Source organism: Sphingobium sp., from assembly GCA_035196065.1.
Classification (GTDB): domain Bacteria; phylum Pseudomonadota; class Alphaproteobacteria; order Sphingomonadales; family Sphingomonadaceae; genus Sphingorhabdus_B; species Sphingorhabdus_B rara.
Genome location: CP136575.1, coordinates 576,117 through 598,334, shown reverse-complemented (window position 1 = coordinate 598,334; position 22,218 = coordinate 576,117). Strand labels below are relative to the sequence as shown.

The window sequence follows — 22,218 nt, the reverse complement described above, 5'->3', positions numbered from 1 at the left end:
GGTCCTAAGGGCCGCCCTTTTTCTTAGGTCTAAATCCGATAGAACCGTTCTGCCGTTCCAGCGAACATCATGGCCCGATCATCTTTGTTGAAGTCTGAGGTAAGTTCAGAAAACCGGGTCCAGACGCTGGTATAATCTGACGCGAGCTTTTCGACCGGGAAGTTGGACCCAAAGGCGATACGCATTGGTCCAAACCTATCAGCCAACACCTCGAATTTCGCTTTGGTGGAATATGTAGTCCAGTCCGGATCAAACATTCCAAATCCCGAAATCTTGCAGATCACATTGGGTAATGCAGCCAAGTGTTCAATGCCCACTTTCCAAATGTCGAATTGCTCCTCGCTGCTGAGGCTTCCAGCATGACAAAGAGCCACCTTAAGGTTGGGGAGTTTTTCAAGAAGTGAGGCAAACGCAGTCATTTGAGTTGGCAGCAGTTGAAGATCGAACGACAGACCCCTCCGCGAAAGCTCGGTCAAACCTTCCGTAAAGCGAGGGTCTGCAAGCAAAGAGCCGGTGCCGGTCTTGGCATCTTCCTCTGCACTGCGCCCGACAATCTGTCGGACTCCGCGGAACGTAAGAGACTGCGCATGCGCTTCGAGTTGATCTGCAATATCGACTGCCGTCAAATCGCTGAAGGCTACTATTGCACTCGGCAATCCATGGGTCTCATTTTGATGTTGTAGCCAACGCGTTTCCAGCAGTGAATCTTCTGGCGTTACCCCAACTTGAACATGGACACTTTTGACAATTGATAGACTATCATGATCGCAACGGAAATCGCCGACCAGATAGTCCTTCTGGATAGGAGTCGGATCGCCAAAAAATCTGCGCTCTCCCTTTGCCATCAGCCAAGGATAGTTGATCGCCTTCAAATCCCATAAATGGTGATGCGCATCAACAATGCGGCTAGGCAATTCAACAGGCGATGACATTAACGGCAAGTCCCCCCTGCGACGTTTCCTTATAGCGGGACGACATATCAATCCCAGTTTGGCGCATTGTCTCGATTACCTGATCCAAAGAAACCTTGGGGCGTTCCTTGCTGTGCAGAGCCAGACGTGCGGCGTTCACCGCCTTTACTGCACCCAGAGCATTGCGTTCGATGCAGGGTATTTGCACAAGCCCCCCTACCGGATCGCAAGTCAGACCCAGATTGTGCTCCATGCCAATTTCGGCAGCGCTGGCTACTTGGGTCGGGCTTCCACCCCAGATTGCGGCAAGCCCTGCTGCTGCGATTGAGCAGGCAACGCCGACCTCGCCTTGGCAGCCCATTTCCGCCCCCGAAATTGAGGCCCGCATCTTGTAGAGCAAAGCGACGCCGCCTGCCGTTAGCAGAAATTGTCGCGCAACCTCGGGGCCTTTGCCTTCGGCGCAGGCATAATATTTGAGTACAGCGGGGACAATGCCCGCGGCACCATTGGTGGGCGCTGTGACCACGCGGCCACCCGCCGCATTTTCTTCGTTAACTGCGAGTGCAAAAACGTTCAGCCAGTCAAGCAACCGCTCCGCCTCATTATTGCCAACGCCATCGACCAAGCGGTTGTAAACTTCCGGCGCTCGACGACGGACATTGAGGCCGCCGGGCAGGATACCAGACGTATTCAAGCCGCGGTCGATACAACCAAGCATGGCTGCCACAATTGCATCAAGCCCGGCGATCGTATCTGCGCGCGAACGAATTTCATCCTCATTGGCCAGGACGATTTCTGCAATGGCTTTGTTTTCCCGTTCGCACAGCTCAAGCAGCTCGGCTCCTGAAGCGTAAGCGTAGACAGCCTCTGCTATAGCACCGATCGTGTCGTTGGGGACGGGCGAGCGAAGTTGTTTTTCGGACGCATAAAACCCGCCGCCAGTCGAGTAATAGGTTTCCTTGCTGACAAGAGCGCCGCTTGCATCAAACGCCTGTAACAACATGCCATTGGGGTGGAGTTCCGGCATGACATGTGCGTCCAGCAGGATATCGCGCTTCGGTTCAAAACCAATAGTGGGGCCATGGGGCAGGGGTAGCAGTTGGGTCGAACTAACCTTGGCAAGCAACCCTGGAATGGCATTGGGATCTATGCGTGATGGGTGCTCGCCCAACAGACCAAGAATGACGGCTTCGACCGAGCCATGGCCGACCCCTGTCAGCGCGAGTGAACCCTGCAGCGAAACCCTTAACTGCGCGACATGATTCAGTTTCCTGTCTGAATGGAGATGGCGTACAAAGCGGCGTGCAATCCGCATCGGTCCTACAGTGTGCGAACTGGATGGACCGATACCGATGCGGAACAGGTCAAGAATTGAAATCATCTTTGACCAAGCGGCTTTACGGTTTCAGGCAGCCGCATCCAGATAATGGCAGCGGCGAGGAACGCGACCGAGGCCAGACTCATTACGGGGGCGCGGCCAAAGCCTTCAGCCAAGGGAGCAGTGACCAGCGGTGCCATCATGCTGATTACTCGACCCCAGTTGAAAATTGATGCCGCTGTAGAGCGTAAATGCGCCGGATAAAGTTCGGACAGCCAGGGTCCCCAGATCGCGCTGCACGAAAGCATAACACCATAGAGAAAGCCTGTGAGTTCGAGCAACCCAATAGGCATCTCGACGAACAGGTAAACAGGGATCAGCGCTGCTGCTACCACAAAGCCCCATGCAGCCGCGCGCCGGCCCAGCCGATCGCTGACATAACCCCAGACCAACCCGCCGACTGCGGCACCTATGAATTGCCAGCCCAGCACATCGCCCACGACTGTGTCAGGGATCATCCGATCTTCTTTAAGATAGGTTGAGGCCCAGCCGGTAAAGGCCTGATAGGCGAAGAAATTGAGACCGGTCATCGTTGCAAGCAGGATGGTCTGCTTGGCAACGCCGGGTTTGAACAATTCGGCAATTGGCAATGCCGACTTTGCGGTTGCCTGCCCGTCATTAAGGCCATCCATGGGAATCAGACGTCGGTCATCGGGAATGACGAAGAATGCAAAGAGTGCAATCGACATGGGCACTGCACCTGCCCAAAGCAGAAGTTTCCAGTCATAGCCGGCCTTGAATGCGGCTGCTGAAAGAAAGCCCAAAGCCGCGACCGCCACATTGTAAGTGCCTAGCACAAATCCTGCGATCACCCCGCGCACATCACGCCCGAAAAGTCCCGAGTAGATGCCGACGGCAATGGGAAACATTGATCCCATGAAAAAACCAAGGCCCGCGCGCTGCATGACCAACGTGGTGTAATCTGTGACCAATAAGGCCGCTAGGAGGAAGCCGCCATAGCCAAACATTGAAATTACGAGTGCGTTACGTCGACCGATCTTGTCTGCGATCTGGCCCATCACCACTGCGCCTACAATCGCACCTGCGGACTGAATGGTATATGCGGAGCCCGCCGTTAAGTCTGTAAGCCCGAGCGATTCCTTGATGTAGGGACGCAAAATATCGACGGTGTTCCAAGACCAAGCGTAAAAGAAATAGGCAACTAGTAAGAAAGCAAGGGCACCTACTCTGCGGGTCAGCGCAATATCCTTTGCGTCGATCATTTGCGAATTCGTGACTTTGCTCATTTGATATTCGCTCCGTTCAATGCACGGACCCGCGCGAATACATCGACGCCGATCTGCCCCAATAGATCGACCATGTCGATAAACACCCAGTTTTCCGCCAGCAAATCGCCGTCGCGCCGCCAGAAATCCATAACCTTCATAGTGATACGTTTTCCTGTGCCCGGAAGTCCTAACCAGCTGTCGCCGCTATGCGTGGCATTGATACTGGGCCAGCCCGTTGAGGCGACATAGGCACCTTCGCCGATCCGGCATTTGTGATTGCCGCCGATACGGTCGGGAAATGCCGCAAGGAAGGGTCCCTGATGCGTACGTTCATAGTCACGATGCCCGCGCGCGCTGCCAATCCCACCCGGACCGTACCAATGAAATTGCGGATGCCAGAAACGTACCATGCCCATGCTGGCAAGTGAGCGGCCATCATATTGCATTAGTCCGCCGATCATCGCCTCGACCAGCTTAAGGCTCTTGTCGCTTTCAACCGCGTCTGCAGCGTTAAGCGCCACTCCGTCTTGGGTTAGCGGCGCAGGCCATTGCGACTGACCAAGTTGCGGCGCAAGTGGCCATTGACCTACATCGATAAGGAAGCGGGCTAGATCGAGGATCACATAACTCTCGACGACATGGTCGCCAACGACGCGGTCGAACCAGCCATAGCGCAACCAAATCGGACGCAGTGTCGGGGCTATGTTCCACAAGGGCGTTTCGAAATGGCCGACAAAAAAGCCGGTCGAAGCAAACCATTGACCCTCTTCGCCCGCCTTGTTGGTGAAGTTTCCCGATAGAAGGATATCAGTGCGTCGTTCAAGGTCGGGCATCGCAGCGAGCAGCGGCTGCCATAACGATTGAGCCATGGCATCGGTGCCGGACAGATCGCCAACTGGTGCTGATACATGCACGGCAGCGTTGGGCGCGTAAAGTTGCGCGCACAAATCCAAATAACCATCTGCAAGAAAAGCATTTTTTGTGATCGTTGACCAATAAGATGCTTTGTCTAGCATTTCGAACTCTCCTCTTTGCCGTCATATTGACTTCGAATGCAAAGTCCGTAAACCCCCTAATTGAAGTCGATTGAGAGGAACTTTATGGCGACCGCCGCCCCAGTGAATGATGATATGTGGACCCCGGAACGGATAGAGGCGCGGATCGTTCGCTATGCTGATCTGATGCCTTGCTACAACGCATTCATCGATACCCGCACGCCGGGTTCGGAAAAGAAGGAGAATTTCACGATCATCGGTCCGGGTGTGTCAGAAAATCCCGACCAGCATGTTCATATTGCTGAAGCGCATGGCTTCAATATCGGCGGTGCGCGCCAGCCCCCCGGCTGTGTAAATTCGCAGCATAGCCATGAGACTGCAGAGATTTTCTTGGTGCATTCGGGCGAATGGCAGATCAACATCGGAGAACATGGCGATGATGCGCACATCGTGATCCGCCCAGGCGACGTGATTTCTGTACCGACCGGGTTGTTCCGCGGCTTCACCAATATCGGGGACGATACCGGCTTTCTTTGGGTTGTACTCGGTGAAGACGATCCGGGTCGTGTACTCTGGGCGCCCTATGTTTTTGACATGGCACAAGAACATGGTCTGGTGCTTCTCGAAAATGGCAGCCTGATCGATACAGTAGCAGGTCAGCAATTGCCTGCTGATATCGCCCCGATGCCACGTACCAGTCCCGAGCAAGTGGCCGCGATGGCTATCCCGACTGCGGAACAACTGGAAGCGGTCGTCTGGCGCGCAGCGCAGGTCGATGGGGCAGGCAGGCGTGCCTTGATGGGACCAGGCGCCCCTTTGCATGCAGCCAATGGTATTCGCATGCAAAGAATTGACCTGGCGCCCGGTAATGGCGATCAGTTCGAAGCACCGGCGGCCCCGCGCGTCCTGTTCGTGCATGAAGGCAGTGTCGAATTCAGTTGGGCTTTTGGCACCAAGACCCTTGGCCAGGGCGATACGATTACCGTTCCAGTGGGCCTTCGTCATTTACTAATGACGGACGAGGGTGCCGTAATCTACCATGTCGGCGCATGAACAGCATGTCATCCGGTGCAATTCCCAATGTCGGCGGGCGAGACATTACCCAAATTCTCGAACCGCAAGGCTTGCCTCGGCAGCATATTCCGGGATTTGATCCCGAATATGCCGACATTGTCGACTATATTCTGCGCTGTACCCATCGCATCTGGGAACAAAAGGACGTAGGTCTGATTGCGACGCATTACAGTAGCGACATTGCCGTGCACATGATGACCGGACCGACGTTCGGAATGGAAGGTGTGATTTCAGGGACTGCTCGGACACTTTCAGCTTTCCCGGACCGCACATTGACAGGTGAGGCGGTGATCTGGTCCGATGAGGGGGAGGGGAGCTATCTGTCTTCCCATCGCATCACATCGAGCGCGACCAATCTGGGCGCATCCGAACTTGGTCCGGCAACCGGGAAGCGAATAACTTTTACCACGATCGCGGATTGCCTTTGCAAGGCCAACTTGATCATAGAGGAGTGGCTGGTCCGCGATTACAGCCATATGGCACTGCAGCTGGGCTATCATCCCCGCGCGGTTGCGCGCCTTCATGCGGAAGCTGACAGGGCCAAGGGTCAGGGGCGTGCGGATTGGCGGCAGACAAACATTCAGGCCATCCTGGATGTCCCGCGATCGGGGTGGACAGATCATGCAATTCCCGATGCAGCGTCAGAGCCTGATGCGTTTGCCGCGGCCATATTTGATCAGATCATTGCGCACCGACGATTCGGACGCGTGCGAGAGGTCTATTCGCCTGCTGCGCGCTGGAACGGTCCCGGCGGCCGCCGCCTGTTCGGGTGGGGCGAAATCACAGGATGGTACACTGCGATCATCGGCAGCTTTGGCGATGCCCGGATAAATGTGGACCATATCGCTCACGTCCAGGCCGCCGGCGGCGCTTTGGATATAGCCGTCCGTTGGTCGCTGACTGGCACGCATGATGGCGGAGCGCTTTACGGTCCAGCAACTGGCGAGCGCATATATATATTGGCTGTCACACATTGGCGGGTCGTTGGCGGCAGAATTGCTGAAGAGGTTACCGTTTTCGATGAAGTTGCCTTGATGCGGCAGATGGAGGGCGGGCTATGAGTGCACTGGCCGTTCTTGAAAATGCCCTTTGGCGTGGCAAGTATAGCTGCCTCGCCGATAGCCATTCGCACCGGGCTATCCGCGAAGACAGCATGAGCATAAGCAAAGGCCGCGATGCAATCCTCGCCAAATGGGTAGAGGTGGGGGATCTGGAAGCGACCGTAGCATTAGATCTTGGGGACATGGTGGCGGTCCAAAGTGCTAACAATGACTGGCAGCTTCACCGTTGGGTTTGGCGCGAGGACGGCCGAATATTGCGGGAGGTGGAAATTACCAACCGCCGGCGTGATTTGGTTGCCCCGCCGGTGCATCCGCCCATTGGAGAGTTGCGTGCCGGATTAGGCCAATTTGCGGCAACAGCAGAACCCGAACTGCCGTCGCAATTCCCAGAAGAGGCAATCGGTCTCGCGCAAACGCTGCACTCTGCATGGAATGGCCGCGCCTTTTCAGACGAGATGCCCGAAGCCGTCCGGAGCTTGATCCAGGACATGCCCGACGCAACGTTCTATTTCGAACATGCAATTGTGCGGGAAGGAGCAACTGCGGTGTTGTTTCGAATGGCTGCGCATCACCACAGCGGGCGACGTATCCGCTTGTTCGGTAGTCATGTTGTGAACAGCAATGGGAGCGCAGAAACTTTGCTGGATTGGTCTGCCTATGTCGCCCAGCAGACCGGAAGTCACATCCAATATGGATTAGAGTGACCGCCGAGCTGCATGTATGCCGATACCTTCAAATGGCATCACTCAGTCTACATCCACTTCGTCCTAGAACGCCGTATCATCGATCGCCAAACCTACAAGAAATGCGGTTCGGCCGCACTGGCCGAGTGGCCGCCTCTCATGGTCTGAGACCGCGCGCCCAAAGCTGCAGCCGCTCCAATCGGAGACGAGTTGCGATTAGACTGACAGCACCTATTGGACAATTCCAAAACCGTAGACCGGATCGCGTCCTGGTGCTCCGAGGTCGCGCGCTTCGCTTTCAAGCCGTTTGATACATGCTGGCCGGGCGGCAAAGCCTTTGCGATTGGTGCAGCGTGCCATCCAGACTGCAACATGCGGTGTTGCGAAAGAGGTGCCGCTTTGGCGCACGGTAGCGCCACCCGGTGCAGCTGCCGCAACGTCCACCCCGATTGCAGCAACACGTATATATTCCCCCTGGTTCGCATATCGGTAAATGCGTCTGCTCTCGTCGACTGCCGTAACTGCGACCACTTCGGGCAAGGCCGCCGGATAGGCAGGCGGTGCTCCAGGGCCACCATTGCCTGCAGCGGCAACGATGACATAGCCCATGCTCGATGCCTTTCGCACAAGTGCGTCGAGAATGCGGTTCCGGGGGCCTGCAAGGCTGATATTTACGACTGCTACTTGTTGTTGAACCATCCAATCGAGTGCGCGTACGATTGCATCAGCCGATGTGTAAGGCTTAGAGCCTGTCCCCTCGAAAATATTAGCGACCACGATCGTTGAAGCGCCGCCGCTTGCTAGCAGGGATGCAATGGCAGTTCCATGTTCGGTTGGCACCGCTTTGCCTGCCCCGGCAAAGCTGCGCGCTTGCAGTTTAGTTTTGGCAAAGACCTTATGTGCGGCAACGCCGGTATCAATCATGCCGATTTTTAGTCCGTTCGGCCGTGCCTTGATGGTTCCGCCGCCATTGTTTTTCGATCCGCCTTGAGGGGCAAAAAGCAGCCCGTAATAATGGGCCAAGTCGTAGCTGCCAGCGCCATCGCTTCTGCGCATAAATTCTAACGCCGTCTTGGAGTTCATGCCCTTTGGTGCTTCAAGGCGCACAATTTCACCGCCGATTGACGGCAGCTTTGCCCGTTCGATGATTGTGAATCCGGCTGATGTGGCACGCGCCAGTGAGCGTTCGTCGACATCGATCCCGACAATTTCGCCGCGCCTTACTGGAAAGCCTTTATCGTCAAAGTCGGGATTTTCTTCAATTGCCAGATCCCGCATGCCCTCGGAAGAACCCAGGGAGTCGTCTAGCCGCTCTTCGGCAGCGCGTGCAGCATCTTCAAAGGCGTCGGCTGCATCTTTGGCTGCATCTTCTGCAGCCTTCGCTGCCTGTTCGGCGGTGTCAGCACTTTCCTTAGCTGCTTTCTCTTCCGCATCGGCGTTGGCCTTTATTGCATCAATTTTGGCATCCATTTCCGCCTTAGTCTGATCGGTGTTAGCCTTTGCTTCCCGGATTTGCGCAGTCTCGCGCGCCTTGACGTCATCGATCCGCGCACGTTCGGTGACACGGGCTGCGTTTTCGGCCGCACGTGCACCATCTCTCGCGGCGCGTTCGGCGGCGCGGTTCGCACTTTCCACTGCCTTGTCGGCGCGATCGCTGCGCTCAGCCGCGACATTAGACGGGACTATGCCGAGTAATATCAGCAGACCCGTCGCGCGAGCAATTGACGACAGAAGCGAAGCCTTTTTCATTGTCATCATGGAAGTTTCGCGGCGAAACGTGGGGTTGGCAAGAGGCTTGTTCATAAGCCGATAACGTTCGAAATTGAGAACTATTCCGAGCAAAGGAAAAAAATTAACCATATTTTAGCCCAAAATCTCCAAGCGCCAAATCAGTTGTGGAATAATTTATCTCTCCAAACGTTAGGCCATCATCAGCATGCAAGCGGGCACTATAGTTTCCGAGCAGCACAAGGCACGCATTGTGGCGTTTCTGCCGCGATTGCGCCGTTTCTGCACAGTGCTCGCGCGCAGCGAAGATGGGGGTGACGATTTGATGCAAGCGACGGTTGAGCGAACATTGGCGCGATTCGGGCAATGGCAGGCAGGAACTAGCCTTGAAAGCTGGATGTTCAAAATCGCCCAGAATATTCATATCGATCAGATGCGGTCGCAAGCGCGCCGTGGAACATCGGTTGATATTGATCAGGTTGCAGACCTGTCAGGCGATGACGGGAACAGCATAGTCGAGGCACGGTCGGACCTTCGGCATGTAAGGGAAGCGCTTGCCGCATTGCCCGATGAACAGCGCGCATTGATGGCATTGATCGTGATCGATGGCCGATCCTATCAGGAAGCCGCATCGATCCTGGAGATTCCAATTGGAACTGTGATGAGCCGCCTCGCCAGAGGCCGAAAGGCTATAGCTAGCCGGCTTCAGGGGCACGCTATGCGGAAGGATGAGATAGATGGCTGACCGCGACGAACAAATTTCTGCTTATCTTGATGGCGTGATGTCAGCTGCAGAGGCTGCACGTTTCGAAGTGGCGATGACGCAGGATCCGACCCTACGCGATGAGGTGGAGGTATATCGGAGCGCTGATGAAATGCTGCGCGCAGCCTTTCCGACGGATGCTGACAATATTGATGCAGCGATGATCGCGCGGCTTGGCCTTGAAACGCAGCCGGCAACGCCAACAACTGCAGCCAATGACAATCCAGCGCAATTCTGGAAGATTGGACTGGCAGGCGGAGCGATCGCAGCGTCGATTGCGGTCGCGCTTATATTGACACCCAGTGGAGGCGGCGGTCTTGAACGCGACAGCCAGTTCCAGCTGGCGATGGAAAGCGTGCCTTCCGGCAAGACATTGCCGCTCTCGCAGGAAGGACGCAAGGTTCGCCCAGTGCTGACTTTTGCTGCGGCTGATGGGCGTTTTTGCCGCGAATTTGCCGTCGACAACCAAAGCAGCGGAATCGCTTGCCGAAGCAAAGGCAAGTGGACCATCGAAGCTGAAGCATCAGCGTCAAGTGTGGATGTGGAAAATGGTGACGTGCGTACTGCCGCTGGGGCTGACCTTGCGCCTCTTGATCGGGGCTACAAGCGGTTGCAGGCGAGCGATCCATTCAGTCTGGAAAAAGAAAATACAATTATTTCAGATGGCTGGGAGTGAAATCCTAATTTTACGTCACCGCGGGGAATAAAAATAAAAACAAATCGTTGTGCTGCGACCGACATTGAGGTCGGCCATTGATTTGGGAGAAACACTGATGACCAATTTCTTTAAATATAGCGTGGCCGCGATCGTGGTCGGTGCTGCAAGCCTGACTGCCGGTAGCGCGATGGCGCGCCGTGGTGCCGATGATCCAGCAGGCCATGTCCGCCAGTGCCGCGGCTGTGATGACGTAGCTGGCTCCAAAAGCCGTAGCCGCGGTGCCGACGACACCCCCGGCGATGTTCGCCGCGGACGCGGCTCTGACGATCCGGCGGATCGCTCGGCGAATGATGACAAGGGCGGCGACCGTGCGCGTGGACGTGGAGCAGATGATGCTGCTGGCGACGACCGCGGTGGGGATCGTAGCCGATCCACCCGCGCCCGTGATGATAATCCTAGCGCCCGAGATCGGGGCCAGGGACGTGGTCAAGGCCGGGGACGTGGTCGCGGTCGTGGCGGTGACGACGCCCCCGGCGGCGCCTGATACGATCGCGTGGCCGTTAGTTCCGGTTTGATTTGATCAGGCTGGACAGACGGCAGGCTCTGGAAAGGTCGCTCCTTTCCAGAGCCAATTCTTGATTTAGCAACTGTCGCTGCGGGCTCTTCGGGTCATGACGGCGCAAATAATCCGGGGAAATACTTATGAAATATCTTAACCACACGGCGTGTCTGACGCTCGCCATGGTCGCCGGTATGATTGCCGCACCGGTGTCTGCACAGAGCCTGCCCTCTGACAATGGCGCCGACGACGATGAAAGCGTTCGCATTTCTGTAGGCGCAAATTATTCGTCCGGCGATTATGGCGAGATCGAGAAGACCAAGGTGCTCTCGGCGCCGGTGTCGATCAAGTACACCAATTCCAATTTCAGTTTCCGCGTTTCGGTACCTTATGTCCGGATAGAGGGCCCGGGTACGTTGCTCGACACGCCTGACGGCGGTGATAGCGGTAGTGGTGGGGGACGTGGTCGCGGTCGCGGCCGTGGAGGTAGTGGCTCCAGCGGTTCCGGCGATGTTGACGTAGAAGATGGCGGTGCAGTTCCCTTGTCGGGCAAGCGCAGCGGTATCGGTGATGTCGTGATGGCTGCCACCTACAGCCTTGATCTGGGGTCGGATTTCTTTTTCGATGCCACTGGCCGTGTTAAATTGCCGACAGCATCGAGCAGCAAGCGGATTGGCACCGGCAAGGCGGATGTTACCGTCTCGGGCGACCTTGGTAAGGATATTGGTCCGGCCTCAGTTTATGTTCATGGCCGTCGCCGCTTTGCGGGAAGCTCAACTCTAACGCCGCTTCGCGACACGTGGGGTGCTGGCGGTGGCGCAAGTATTAACACCGGCGAGGGTTTGGTTATCGGTGCCGATTATGATTGGCAACAATCGCCGATTACCGGCAATCCGGCATCGAGCGAAGTGACGGGTTGGGCAAGCTTCCGGCTTGCAAAGGGGCTCAATCTCTCGCTCTTTGGAAGCACAGGGCTGAACAACAACAGCACTGACTTTGCAGGCGGAATGACCATTAGCGTTCTTTTTGACTGAAAAGGCTGGAGGCTAGACTCCATAAGTGCACTTGGCACAACTTGATGCCAACACGGCTGCGCGTTGAGCGCTTGCCCATAACGTAATGATCCTATGCGAAAGGTCCTGTGGCTTTGTGAGGCGACAGGACCTTTCGCGTTAACCGACCTTTGATAACAACTCCTTCTCCCCGCGCATCAGGACGGCGCGCCGTCCTCACCCTGATCCTCGCCGTCGACCTCCACATCCACAGCATCGTCCTCCGCGCCATTGATTTCCGGCATTATGGCAAGTTCGCGTATTTCGGGATCGCAGAGCCTCTGCCAATGCGGTGCGAGCATGGCGTTGAACGGCCCTGTCAGAGCAAATGGACCGGCTAGGCGCAGGGGTCGAGGGCCGCTAGCTGCGCAGAATGCCGAGATCGAAGAAGCCCGCCAATCCCTTCCGCTATTTCAACTCATCGCCCGAAGTGATCCGCCTCGTGGTGATGATGTATGTCCGGTTTCCGCTGTCGCTGCGGAATGTCGAGGACCTGCTGTTCGAGCGGGGAATAGACATCTGCCATGAGACGGTGCGCTTCTGGTGGAACCGCTTTGGCCCAATGTTCGCTGCCGATATCCGCCGGCAGCAGGTCTCACGAATGAAGGGCTTTCGCCACTGGAACTGGCACCTCGACGAGATGTACGTGAAGATTGGCGGAGAGATGCACTACCTGTGGCGCGCGGTCGACCAGGAAGGTGAGATCCTCGACAGTTACGTCACAAAGACCAGAGATAAGAAAGCTGCGCTGGCATTCATAAAGAAGGCGCTGAAGCGGCACGGTTGCGTCGAGACAATTACCACCGACGGCCTGCGGTCCTACGGCGCAGCGATGGACGAGTTGGGCAATCGGGAGAAGCAGGAGATCGGCCGCTGGGCCAACAACAGGGTTGAGAACAGCCGCCTCCCCTTCAGGCGACGAGAGCGTGCGATGCTCAGATTTCGGCAGATGAAGTCGCTACAGAAGTTCGCCTCCGTCCACGCCTCACTGCACAACCACTTCGCCTCAGACCGCCACCTCGTTGACCGAAAGACCTACAAGCTCCATCGCTCAGCCGCCCTGGCTGAGTGGCATTCTCTCGCTGCCTGAGGCGCAGCGGCCACCTGCCCTGCCCTTGTTCAGTGGAGACCAGTTAGCGTTAGACTGACAGCACCAGCTCAAACCATCAAAGTTGCACTGCCGTTGGAAGCCAAGGCCTCTGTCTTGTTGCACAAACCCTCCTAAGCTTAGCATTCCAACAACGCCGCATGCTGCTTGGCGAGATCGGCAAGTGAAGTGTTGGGATGGGCAAGCACCAGCTTTCGCGCTGCATGCGCCTCGGCGAGCAGAGTGATCAGCTTGGTGTCGCGCTGTCTTTGTGGAGACGAAGCCACCCGACATGCTTGTTTGACCGGCGCCGTTGGAGGCGGCCCATCACCTTCAATGACCAATCGGATCTGCCGGCCGTGCCGCAGGCGGTTGGCTGCAACACTGAGGTTTATCGGTAATCCTTTGAGCGAAGGCCATAACGCTTAAGCTTGTCATAAAGTGTCTTGCGGGGTGTACCTAGGGCCTGTTCCAGTTGATGGATATTGCCTCCGGTTGAGCGCAATGCATTTTCCAATACAGTGCGTTCAAATTCGGCGACGACAATGTGGAGCGGGCGGCCGTCGCTCTGCGGCGACAATGTGTCTATCGGCAGATTCAGGCCGACGGTCCAACTCCGAGCGAATGCCTCCAATTCGCGGATATTCCCCGGCCAGTCATGGGTTTGAAGATAGTGCCAGACGCTTTCGGTTACTTCACGATGCGGCAAATCAAGTTCAGCTTCATGCCGCGACAGAAATTGGCGAAACAGGATTGGAATGTCTTCGCGTCGTGCGCTTAGGGGCGCCAGTGTCAAGCGGACTGCGCCAAGCCGTTCATGAAACTGGCTTCTGCTGTCACTGCTATGATCCGTGTCGCCCGACAATTGCCGTGTAACCACAACGCACAGGTTCAGTTTTCGGGAGCGATCGGCTCCGGCGGGCAAAATGGAACGGGTTTCCAAAGCAGATAGAAGCCGCGCCTGAAGATTTGGGCTGGCGGTTTCAATTTGGTCGATCAGCAAAGTTCCACCATTGGCGCGCTCTATCAGCCCGGTTCGTGACAATCCGCCGCCGCCCGGCTCTCGGCCAAACAGCAAAAGATCCGCGTCCTGATGTGTGAGCGCGCCCGCGTCGATCTGCACAAACGGCCTGCTGCGACGCGGACCTAGTTCATGGATCAGCCGAGCAACAAATGTCTTGCCGGTGCCGGTATCTCCTTCGATCACGACATCGATCTCAGCTTGGGCGACGGCATAGAGCATTCCACGCACGCGTGAGGCGAAATCCGATAATCCGATGAACTTCTCACGCGCTTGCACCAACATTGCGTCTCGCAATCTGCGGTTTTCCAGCACTAGCCGCCGTCGTTCTGCGGCACTAGAAATGGCGCGTAACAATGTTGTCGAGGAATAAGGCTTTGTGAAAAAGTCCGCGGCGCCGTTTTTCAATGCTGCAACCGCCATTTCGACATCGCCATGGCCCGTGGTGAAAATCACCGGCAAATCGGGATCGCGCTCTTGCAGTCTTGCAAACAAGGCGAGACCATCCATCCCTGGCAAGCGCACATCGCTTACCACTACACCGGGAAAGTCTGGAGGTAGAGCGTCAAGTGCCGCTTCCGCCCGACGGAATAGCGAAACCAGCATCCCTTCCAGTCGCAAGGCGTCGGCGACGGCGGGGCCAAGCGACTCATCATCCTCGACCAAGAAAACAGTGACGGGCGGCGAGCTGCTCATTTGCACGGTATGGCCATCGTGAAGCATGCGCCGGCCGGTATTTCATCTGCTACCAGATCACCTCCAAGTCCGCGCATGATATCCTGCGATATCACTAGTCCCAGCCCAAGCCCTTCTGCTTTGGTCGTGGCAAAGGGCTGGAACAGGTTGGCCCTCTGCTCGGTCGTCAGGCCCGGCCCATTGTCGATCACGGAAAGCCGGATGAACGGGCCGGCTTCCATTACTTCGATCACAACTCGGCCGCGCTGCCCGGCAGCATCAAGCGCATTCTGCAATAGATTGACCAGTACCTGTTCGAGAGCGACATGCTCGCCGCGAACAATCAGGTCGAGCGCCGGTTCGGGAGGCATGACAAAGTCGATTTCGAGTTGGACGATCCTGTCACGCAGAAGCAACCGTGCGCCATCGATGACCTGGCGCAACGGAACCTTGCGCGGTGCACGATTCCTGCGCTGGCTGAACCGCCGCAACTCGTCGGTTATCGTCCCGATCCGTTCAGTCAGTGCGGTTATTCGGTTAAAGTTTGCGCGGGCGTCGTCATATGCTCCGCGCTCGACCAATCGCTGGCCCGTCTCTGCCAATATGCGCACCGCGGCTACCGGCTGGCGGATTTCATGTCCAACGCCTGCCGTTATCTGGCCGAGGGTCGCCAGCCTGTTCGCCTGCTGTAGTTGATCACGCAGAAGCGCGGTGCGTTCATTCACAAGCTGCTGCGCCCTGGCTTCTCTACGCCGAATGCTGACTGCTGCCGCCGCGGCGGTGCAGACCGCCAGTACAAGTAACAAAAGAAACAGCAGGCGAGCATTTGCCTTGGCGGCGGCGAGCGAAATCGATGGATCGGACAAAAGATGCAACTGCCAGTTGAATGGCGCGACCGGCTTGATGCTGTTGATCAAAGGCGCTTGTGCGGACGTAATGCCTGTTTCGGGTGTGAAGAGCGGAAGCTCTGATTTACCGAACTGCCGCCGATCCTGTTCCATATTGCGTTGGCCGGCAGAAACCGGCCGGGTGGTATTGAATCTCCAGCCAGGCTTGCTGGTCACCAGGATGACACCATCGGCGTCGGTCACATACACTCCAGAAGTCGCTTTTGCCCAGTTGGCTTCAATCGTGTCGAATTCCACCTTGATTGCAACAACGCCGACCGGACCAGAAGGGGTGTTTACGCGACGGGAGATGTACAGCCCGGGCCGCCGACTGACTGTACCCAGTGCAAACTCATTCGCCGTTCCGGAAGTAACCGCTTCGCGAAAGTAATGCCGAAATCTATAGTTAGAGCCAACGAAACTGTCCGGCCGGTTCCAGTTGCTGGCTGCCAAAGTCAGGCCTTTGTCGTCCATTAAGTAGATCGCGGCTGCTCCGCTTTGTTGTGCGATTTGCTCGAGCCGCCGGTTAAGTCCGGCTTGCTGTATCCGGCTGCCAAGCAGAAGGGACTGGACTTGGGGATCTTTCGCCAGCACCAGCGGGACCAGACTGAATTTGTCGAGTTCGCTTTCTAGCCCTGCCGCAAAAATCGCCGCTTCGTTTTGAGCAACTCGTTCCGCTTCATCGAGCGCCGAAGCCCGCAAGGTGCGATCGATAACCACAAGACCCAAACCTGCAATCAGCAGAAGACCCGCCGCTAAGATCACGGCCAAATAGCGCCGACCCGGCGCGGGGGTGGGGGGCAATTTAAAAATCATTCTATGGCCACCATTTGTCTGGAAATCCGCAAAAATTGCAAGAATTTTGTCTGGAAAATCAGAATAAATGAGCGGTGGATATCATCATCTTTTTGTTATTTATAAATTAAATCATAACTTCAAATTCCGTTGTGCTTGGCTGCATTGAGCTTATTTTGTCGAAAACCGGGGAGAAAATCCGGATAGGGAGCAGGAAAAAATGCAGGCCGCGACGCCTACAACTGGTGCATCAGAACCCCGCATTCGGTTGCCACTTTATCGCAAGCTTTATGTGCAGGTGCTGGCGGCGATCTGCCTTGGCGCGCTGTTGGGCCACCTCTATCCGGATATTGGCTCTGCGCTGAAGCCTCTGGGCGATGGTTTCATTAAATTGGTGAAAATGATTATCGCCCCGGTGATTTTTCTCACTGTTGCCACCGGCATTTCCGGCATGCGCAATTTGTCCGCGGTCGGCAGTGTTGCGGGAAAGGCGTTTGCTTATTTTCTTTTCTTTTCCACTCTGGCGCTCATCATCGGGCTTGTCGTCGGCAATATCGTGCAGCCGGGCGCGGGTCTGGGGATTGATCCTGCGACGCTGGATGCCAGTAAAGTTGAAGGTTATGCCAGCACGGCAAAAGACCAGACCATTACGGCCTTTCTGCTGAACATCATTCCGACGACATTGTTTAGCGCAATGACCGAGGGCAATATCCTTCAGGTCCTCCTGGTCGCGATCCTGACTGGGTTGGCGCTAGCGGCCACGCGCCCGCACAGTGACCTAGTGCTTGATGTTCTCTCCTCGCTCAACGAGGTGATCTTCAAGCTCGTGCACATGTTGATGAAACTTGCACCGATCGGGGCATTCGGCGCGATTGCTTTCACTATTGGTGAATTTGGGATTGCCTCACTGGCGAACCTCGCCGCTTTGGTTGCGACCTTTTATCTCACATCGCTGCTCTTTGTGATCGTTGTTCTTGGCCTCGTTGGCTATTTTGCGGGTTTTTCGATTTTCAAGTTGATCCGATACCTGCGCGAGGAACTGCTGCTGGTGCTAGGCACATCCTCGTCGGAAGCGGCGCTGCCTAGCTTGATGGAAAAGATGGAAATCGCGGGGGCTCGCAAAAGCGTGGTCGGTCTGGTGGTGCCAACAGGTTATTCCTTCAATCTAGACGGCACCAATATTTATATGACTCTCGCCGCTTTGTTCATAGCGCAGGCGGTCGGCATAGACCTTTCTATGTCCGAACAATTGGCATTGGTGTTGGTTGCAATGATCAGTTCTAAAGGCGCAGCAGGAGTGACAGGCGCTGGGTTTGTAATCTTGGCGACAACCTTGTCGGTTGTCCCATCGGTTCCAGTCGCAGGCATGGCGCTGATCCTTGGGATCGACCGCTTTATGAGCGAGTGCCGGGCACTGACCAACTTCATCGGCAATGCTGTTGCAACGATTGTCGTCGCCCGTTGGGAAGGGGCGCTGGATACTGATCGTTTGGCGGCTGCAATGGCGGGAAGGCCGATGCCGCTGCCGGAGGATGACATCGAACGTCATGAACGCAGCGGCCCGCACAGCGAGGCTTTGGTCGCTGCAATGGGCAAAACTCTATGATCGGACGTCGCACCTTGCTCGGTAACCTTGCCCTGCTGACGGCGATCGGTGCTTTGGAACTTGGCACTGCAGCGCCTGCATTAGCGGAGGCGTGGGAGGAGATCCCTTTATGGCCCGGCAAACCACCAGGGCAGGGCGGACCAACTGGACCCGAAAAACTGGGGATTGAAGGCGCAGGATTTGGTGCGCTTTCGAATATTTCTACCCCGCGCATGCGCGTCTATCGTCCGGCCAACCCTAATGGCGCGGCTGTTTTAGTGTGCGGCGGTGGCGGCTATTTCCGGATTCAGTTGTGGAAAGAAAGCACGCCCATTGCACGCTGGCTGCAGCAGCGTGGCTTTACCGTGTTTGAACTGATTTACCGTCTGCCGAATGATGGATGGGAGGCAACCGCGCCGTTCATGGATGCTCAGCGCGCAATGCGCATCATTCGTACCAAAGCTTCCGAGTTCAGCATCGACCCAAAGCAAATTGGTGTCATGGGTTTCTCGGCCGGCGGCCATCTGGCCGGTTTCACCGCCTTACAGCCGCAACGCCGGCTCTATGAAGGCGCCGACCGCTATGAGAAAGCCAGCGCCAGACCGGATTTCTCGGTGCTGCTGTTTCCGGTCGTTTCGCTGCGAAAGCCCTATGACACGACCCGTACCCGTCGTGAAATTGTCGGCAACACCGCGGATGTCGAGGCAGAGACCGCCTGGTCGCTTGACACTTATGCCAGCGCCGATGCTCCGCCGACGATCATTTTTGCGTCAGCGGACGACAAGATTACGCCTCCCGGGCATGGAATTTTATTGTTTGAAAAACTAAATGCCTCGGGTGCGTCGGCAGAGTTGCACCTGTTTCGCGATGGCGGGCACGGATGGGGCCTTGGCAACCCGGACCAGATTTTGAGCCAATGGCCGGAAATGTTCCGGAAATGGTTTGATTCCATAAAAACACTATAAAACAATCAGGGAGTATGATGATGACAACCAAGATGTACCTGAAGCTGGCATTGCTAAGCAGTACAGGGTTGATGGCTGCAACAGCCGTGCATGCGCAGGACGCAGCAGCCACGCCGGTAGCTGCGGCAACCGCAGCCGCCCAGTCCACAGAGGAAGCCGAGCCGGCTATTGTCGTCATCGGTTCTCAAATCCAGGGCGCGCAAATCAATGACGTCCTGCCAGTGACCGTTCTTGATGAGCAGCAGATTGAGAATACCGGTGCCTCATCGGGCGACGAACTGTTCCGCTCGATTCCGCAGGCCGGAACGGTGGCCTTCAATGAACAGAATGCGACGACGCAGAATAACGTCCGCGGCGATGTCGGTTCGGTCAATCTGCGCGATCTGGGTACTGGCAACACCCTGTTGCTGATCAATGGCCGGCGTATGAACTTGCATCCCGGTTTCCAGACAGAGTTGCTGGTTCCGGTGGTCAGCCCTGACACCAACGAGATTGCGCCTGGCAGCGTGCGCCGGATAGAGGTTCTGCGCGATGGTGCGTCAGCGATCTACGGTGCCGATGCTGTCGCGGGTGTAATCAACACCGTGCTCAAGGGCAATATGAATGGCGGCTTTGTGGAGGCAGACTGGCGCGCGTCGGATGGCACCAGTCTTTACAGCTACCGGATTTCCGGTGGCCTCGGTTTAGATTTTGGCGGTGGTCGCGGCAACCTGACGCTCTATGGCGGATATTTCCATGAAAATGGCCTTGGCGCATCGGCACGCGACTATTCGCGCGATGATGACCGTCTGGCGCTTGTGGCGAACACCGATTTCGCCGGTGATGCCTCGTTCAACAACCGTAACACTTTTGGTCCCTTCGGCCAGTTCGACATCCAGGCGCCCACGAACCGCACGCCGATCGGCGATGACGATTTCTATCTCCAGCCCAGCACATTCACCGGTTGCCGTATGGATTTCCGCAACGGCATCTGCGCCCGCAATGGCGAGACGCCGACAACGGCGGTGCGCTACAACACCATTTTCGGTAACACGCTAATCAGCCGCAAGACGCGTTACAATGCGATGGCGTTGCTGAACTATGATCTGACGGACGACGTCGAAGCCTATTTTGAGGGCAGCTATTATCGTTCGGAAAACAAGCGTGCCAATGATGCGTCTGCGATTCTGAGTGCGGTGCCGGTTGGTATTTCACGCACGGCCTATTGGAACCCCTTTGGCCCCACGACATTGACGAGTGGTGCGGTTAATCCCAATCGACTGCCCGGCACCACCATTCCGACAACCGGCGCCGACCTTATCATGGAACGGTACCGTTTCGTCGATGCCGGCAATCGCGACGTATTTGTCGACAAGGATTCGTTCCGTTTGGTTGGCGGCCTGCGCGGCAGTTTTGGCGCATGGGATTTCGACACGGGCTTTGTCTATTCGGAAGCGCGCGTGACAGATCTTGAAACCAATCGCGTTTCACTCACCGCCATGCAGCAGTCGATCAACCGCACGACGCCTGATGCCTATAATCCGTTCAACGGGGGTTGCCTCGACGATCCGGGGCAGGGCGATTGCACGCCCAATCCGGCATCCGTCATCGACACATTCCGCATCAACGTTTCCCGCGACGGCGGCACGACGCTGGCGCTGGCAGACTTCAAGGTCAGCCGCGATGACCTGATTTCGCTTCCGGGCGGGAACCTCGGCATTGCAACCGGCGTCGAATGGCGCCGTGAAACCTTTTTTGATGATCGTGACGACCGGCTTGATGGCACGATCACCTTCACCGACAGCGTTACCGGAGTGTTCAACGGCAGTGACGTGGCCGGCACCAGCCCGTCACCCGATACAGATGGAACGCGTGAGGTCTATTCGGCTTTTGCCGAATTGTTCGTGCCGGTCGTAAGCCGTGACATGAACATTCCTCTGGTCGAGGAGTTCAACATCCAGATGGCCGGGCGGATCGAGCGTTTCAATGACATCAAGGCTACCGCCATGGTACCGCGCGTCGCAGCATCATGGACCACGATCCCCGGGATCACGGTTCGCGGCGCATGGTCGCAAGGTTTCCGCGCGCCCAATCTGGTGCAGGTCAATGATGATGGCACTACCCGGTCCAACACACGGGACGATTTCGTGATCTGTCAGGCGCGGGTCGAGAAGGGTCTTCTATCCGGCCTTGATGCTTGCCCCGGTGCAGGTGTAGTCAGCTTCCGATCAGGTGCCAAGGATCTCAAGCCTGAGGATAGCGACAGTATCAACCTTGGCGTCGTGCTAGAGCCGGGTTTCATTCCGGGTCTGACGCTGACGGCGGACTATTGGCGTGTCAAACAGACCGAATTGGTTGGCACTTTCGGCGACGATAATGCCATTGCACTCGACCTGCTCCGCCGGCTGAGCGGCAGCACCAATCCTAACGTCATTCGCGCCACGCCGACTGCTGACGACATTGCGCTGTTCACCGGAACGCGCCTTACCCCTGCCGGTGCAATCGTCCGGGTACTCGATCCTTATCTGAACCTCGACAGCCGCGTTTCAAAAGGCTGGGATTTCGGATTGTTCTACAATGTGCCGGAATTTGGTCTGGGTCAGTTTCGTGTTCGGTTGAATGCCGCAAGACTGAAAAGCTTTGTTCAATCGGCCAGCACTGACGGTGAAGAATTGCTCGCCGGCATCGCTGCAGGTAAGCTGCCTGCCGACGTCACTATTGGCGGATTGGGCGAACTGCTCGAGATTGATGGCCGCCCGAAATGGCGCATGAGCGGATCGATCAATTGGGAAAGCGGGCCAGTTGAAGTCGGTCTCTTCGGCCAATATACCGGCAAGGTATGGGACACCAGCGTGGTCCGCGATGTTTTGCTGGTTTCGGATGATCCAAATGCCAACTTCTACCGGGTTAACGATCAGTTCCTGACCAACCTGTCGATATCCTACACGATCAATAATGATACGGGCCTGGACGGAACACGCTTGCGCTTTGCGATCAACAATCTGTTCGACAAGGATCCGCCGCTCGCAGACGAAACCTATGGTTTCTACAGCGAACTGTACACCGCGCGCGGACGGGTATTTCACGTCGAACTTCGCAAGAAGTTCTGAGATGGGGCGGCGGACAGGATCAT

20 protein-coding genes are annotated in these 22,218 nt (G+C 56.4%); 11 read left to right on the top strand and 9 right to left on the bottom strand.

Annotated elements, in window-relative coordinates; genetic code table 11:
* Window positions 1-29: 29 nt before the first annotated feature.
* Genes RSE16_02805 through RSE16_02790 form a run of 4 tightly spaced genes read right to left on the bottom strand, consistent with a single transcriptional unit; the run spans window position 30 to window position 4,534 of the window.
* Window positions 30-932 (bottom strand): amidohydrolase family protein, encoded by a 903-nt coding sequence (locus tag RSE16_02805; protein ID WRH76414.1) that lies wholly within the window; start codon window positions 930-932, stop codon window positions 30-32.
* Entirely contained in the window at window positions 916-2,292 is a 1,377-nt protein-coding gene (locus tag RSE16_02800; GenBank protein WRH76413.1) for an L-serine ammonia-lyase, read from the bottom strand. Before RSE16_02800 ends, RSE16_02805 begins: the two co-directional genes overlap by 17 nt.
* Window positions 2,289-3,536, bottom strand: a complete 1,248-nt coding sequence (locus RSE16_02795) for an MFS transporter (protein ID WRH76412.1) — start codon at window positions 3,534-3,536, stop codon at window positions 2,289-2,291. The genes RSE16_02800 and RSE16_02795 overlap by 4 nt, the downstream gene beginning before the upstream one ends.
* Window positions 3,533-4,534 carry an ester cyclase gene (locus tag RSE16_02790; protein ID WRH76411.1) on the bottom strand — a complete coding sequence of 334 codons (1,002 nt, stop codon included), beginning with the start codon at window positions 4,532-4,534 and terminating at the stop codon, window positions 3,533-3,535. Before RSE16_02790 ends, RSE16_02795 begins: the two co-directional genes overlap by 4 nt.
* An 84-nt stretch (window positions 4,535-4,618) precedes the next feature.
* On the opposite strand from RSE16_02790, the gene RSE16_02785 reads away from it, so the two are divergent.
* From RSE16_02785 to RSE16_02775, 3 genes are read left to right on the top strand one after another with little or no spacing between them, the layout of a single operon-like run.
* Window positions 4,619-5,566 (top strand): cupin domain-containing protein, encoded by a 948-nt coding sequence (locus tag RSE16_02785; protein ID WRH76410.1) that lies wholly within the window; start codon window positions 4,619-4,621, stop codon window positions 5,564-5,566.
* Entirely contained in the window at window positions 5,563-6,648 is a 1,086-nt protein-coding gene (locus RSE16_02780) for an ester cyclase (GenBank protein WRH76409.1), read from the top strand. The genes RSE16_02785 and RSE16_02780 overlap by 4 nt, the downstream gene beginning before the upstream one ends.
* A complete protein-coding gene (locus RSE16_02775; GenBank protein ID WRH76408.1) occupies window positions 6,645-7,352 on the top strand; it encodes a hypothetical protein in 708 nt (235 codons plus the stop codon). The genes RSE16_02780 and RSE16_02775 overlap by 4 nt, the downstream gene beginning before the upstream one ends.
* A gap of 210 nt (window positions 7,353-7,562) precedes the next feature.
* Here RSE16_02775 and RSE16_02770 read toward each other — a convergent pair whose 3' ends face one another.
* Window positions 7,563-9,089: a S8 family serine peptidase gene (locus tag RSE16_02770; GenBank protein ID WRH76407.1), complete on the bottom strand. Its 1,527-nt coding sequence runs from the start codon at window positions 9,087-9,089 to the stop codon at window positions 7,563-7,565.
* Between the two features lie 178 nt (window positions 9,090-9,267).
* Here RSE16_02770 and RSE16_02765 point away from each other — a divergent pair, with 178 nt between their 5' ends.
* From RSE16_02765 to RSE16_02750, 4 genes are all read left to right on the top strand, one after another.
* Window positions 9,268-9,804 (top strand): RNA polymerase sigma factor, encoded by a 537-nt coding sequence (locus RSE16_02765; GenBank protein WRH76406.1) that lies wholly within the window; start codon window positions 9,268-9,270, stop codon window positions 9,802-9,804.
* On the top strand, window positions 9,797-10,498 hold the full coding sequence (locus RSE16_02760; GenBank protein WRH76405.1) for a hypothetical protein: 702 nt from the start codon (window positions 9,797-9,799) through the stop codon (window positions 10,496-10,498). The genes RSE16_02765 and RSE16_02760 overlap by 8 nt, the downstream gene beginning before the upstream one ends.
* A 97-nt stretch (window positions 10,499-10,595) precedes the next feature.
* On the top strand, window positions 10,596-11,024 hold the full coding sequence (locus RSE16_02755) for a hypothetical protein (GenBank protein WRH76404.1): 429 nt from the start codon (window positions 10,596-10,598) through the stop codon (window positions 11,022-11,024).
* Window positions 11,025-11,182: 158 nt separating this feature from the next.
* Complete coding sequence (locus RSE16_02750; protein WRH76403.1) at window positions 11,183-12,073, top strand: hypothetical protein; 891 nt, start codon at window positions 11,183-11,185, stop codon at window positions 12,071-12,073.
* A 176-nt stretch (window positions 12,074-12,249) separates the two neighbouring features.
* Here RSE16_02750 and RSE16_02745 read toward each other — a convergent pair whose 3' ends face one another.
* Window positions 12,250-12,393, bottom strand: a complete 144-nt coding sequence (locus RSE16_02745; protein WRH76402.1) for a hypothetical protein — start codon at window positions 12,391-12,393, stop codon at window positions 12,250-12,252.
* A 71-nt stretch (window positions 12,394-12,464) separates the two neighbouring features.
* On the opposite strand from RSE16_02745, the gene RSE16_02740 reads away from it, so the two are divergent.
* The gene (locus RSE16_02740; protein WRH76401.1) at window positions 12,465-13,181 is read left to right on the top strand and encodes an IS6 family transposase; all 717 of its coding nucleotides are present in this window, start codon (window positions 12,465-12,467) and stop codon (window positions 13,179-13,181) included.
* 137 nt (window positions 13,182-13,318) lie between these two features.
* Here RSE16_02740 and RSE16_02735 read toward each other — a convergent pair whose 3' ends face one another.
* The 3 genes from RSE16_02735 to RSE16_02725 all read right to left on the bottom strand — a co-directional run bounded on the left by RSE16_02735 (window position 13,319) and on the right by RSE16_02725 (window position 16,565).
* Window positions 13,319-13,465: a hypothetical protein gene (locus tag RSE16_02735; protein WRH76400.1), complete on the bottom strand. Its 147-nt coding sequence runs from the start codon at window positions 13,463-13,465 to the stop codon at window positions 13,319-13,321.
* Window positions 13,466-13,569: 104 nt separating this feature from the next.
* Window positions 13,570-14,895, bottom strand: a complete 1,326-nt coding sequence (locus tag RSE16_02730; GenBank protein ID WRH76399.1) for a sigma-54 dependent transcriptional regulator — start codon at window positions 14,893-14,895, stop codon at window positions 13,570-13,572.
* Window positions 14,892-16,565, bottom strand: coding sequence for an ATP-binding protein (locus tag RSE16_02725; protein ID WRH76398.1), 1,674 nt, complete (start codon window positions 16,563-16,565; stop codon window positions 14,892-14,894). The genes RSE16_02730 and RSE16_02725 overlap by 4 nt, the downstream gene beginning before the upstream one ends.
* Before the next feature lie 211 nt (window positions 16,566-16,776).
* Here RSE16_02725 and RSE16_02720 point away from each other — a divergent pair, with 211 nt between their 5' ends.
* Genes RSE16_02720 through RSE16_02710 form a run of 3 tightly spaced genes read left to right on the top strand, consistent with a single transcriptional unit; the run spans window position 16,777 to window position 22,195 of the window.
* A complete protein-coding gene (locus tag RSE16_02720; GenBank protein ID WRH76397.1) occupies window positions 16,777-18,162 on the top strand; it encodes a dicarboxylate/amino acid:cation symporter in 1,386 nt (461 codons plus the stop codon).
* Window positions 18,159-19,106 (top strand): alpha/beta hydrolase, encoded by a 948-nt coding sequence (locus RSE16_02715; protein WRH76396.1) that lies wholly within the window; start codon window positions 18,159-18,161, stop codon window positions 19,104-19,106. Before RSE16_02720 ends, RSE16_02715 begins: the two co-directional genes overlap by 4 nt.
* 14 nt (window positions 19,107-19,120) lie before the next feature.
* Window positions 19,121-22,195, top strand: a complete 3,075-nt coding sequence (locus RSE16_02710) for a TonB-dependent receptor (GenBank protein ID WRH76395.1) — start codon at window positions 19,121-19,123, stop codon at window positions 22,193-22,195.
* Window positions 22,196-22,218 lie beyond the last annotated feature (23 nt).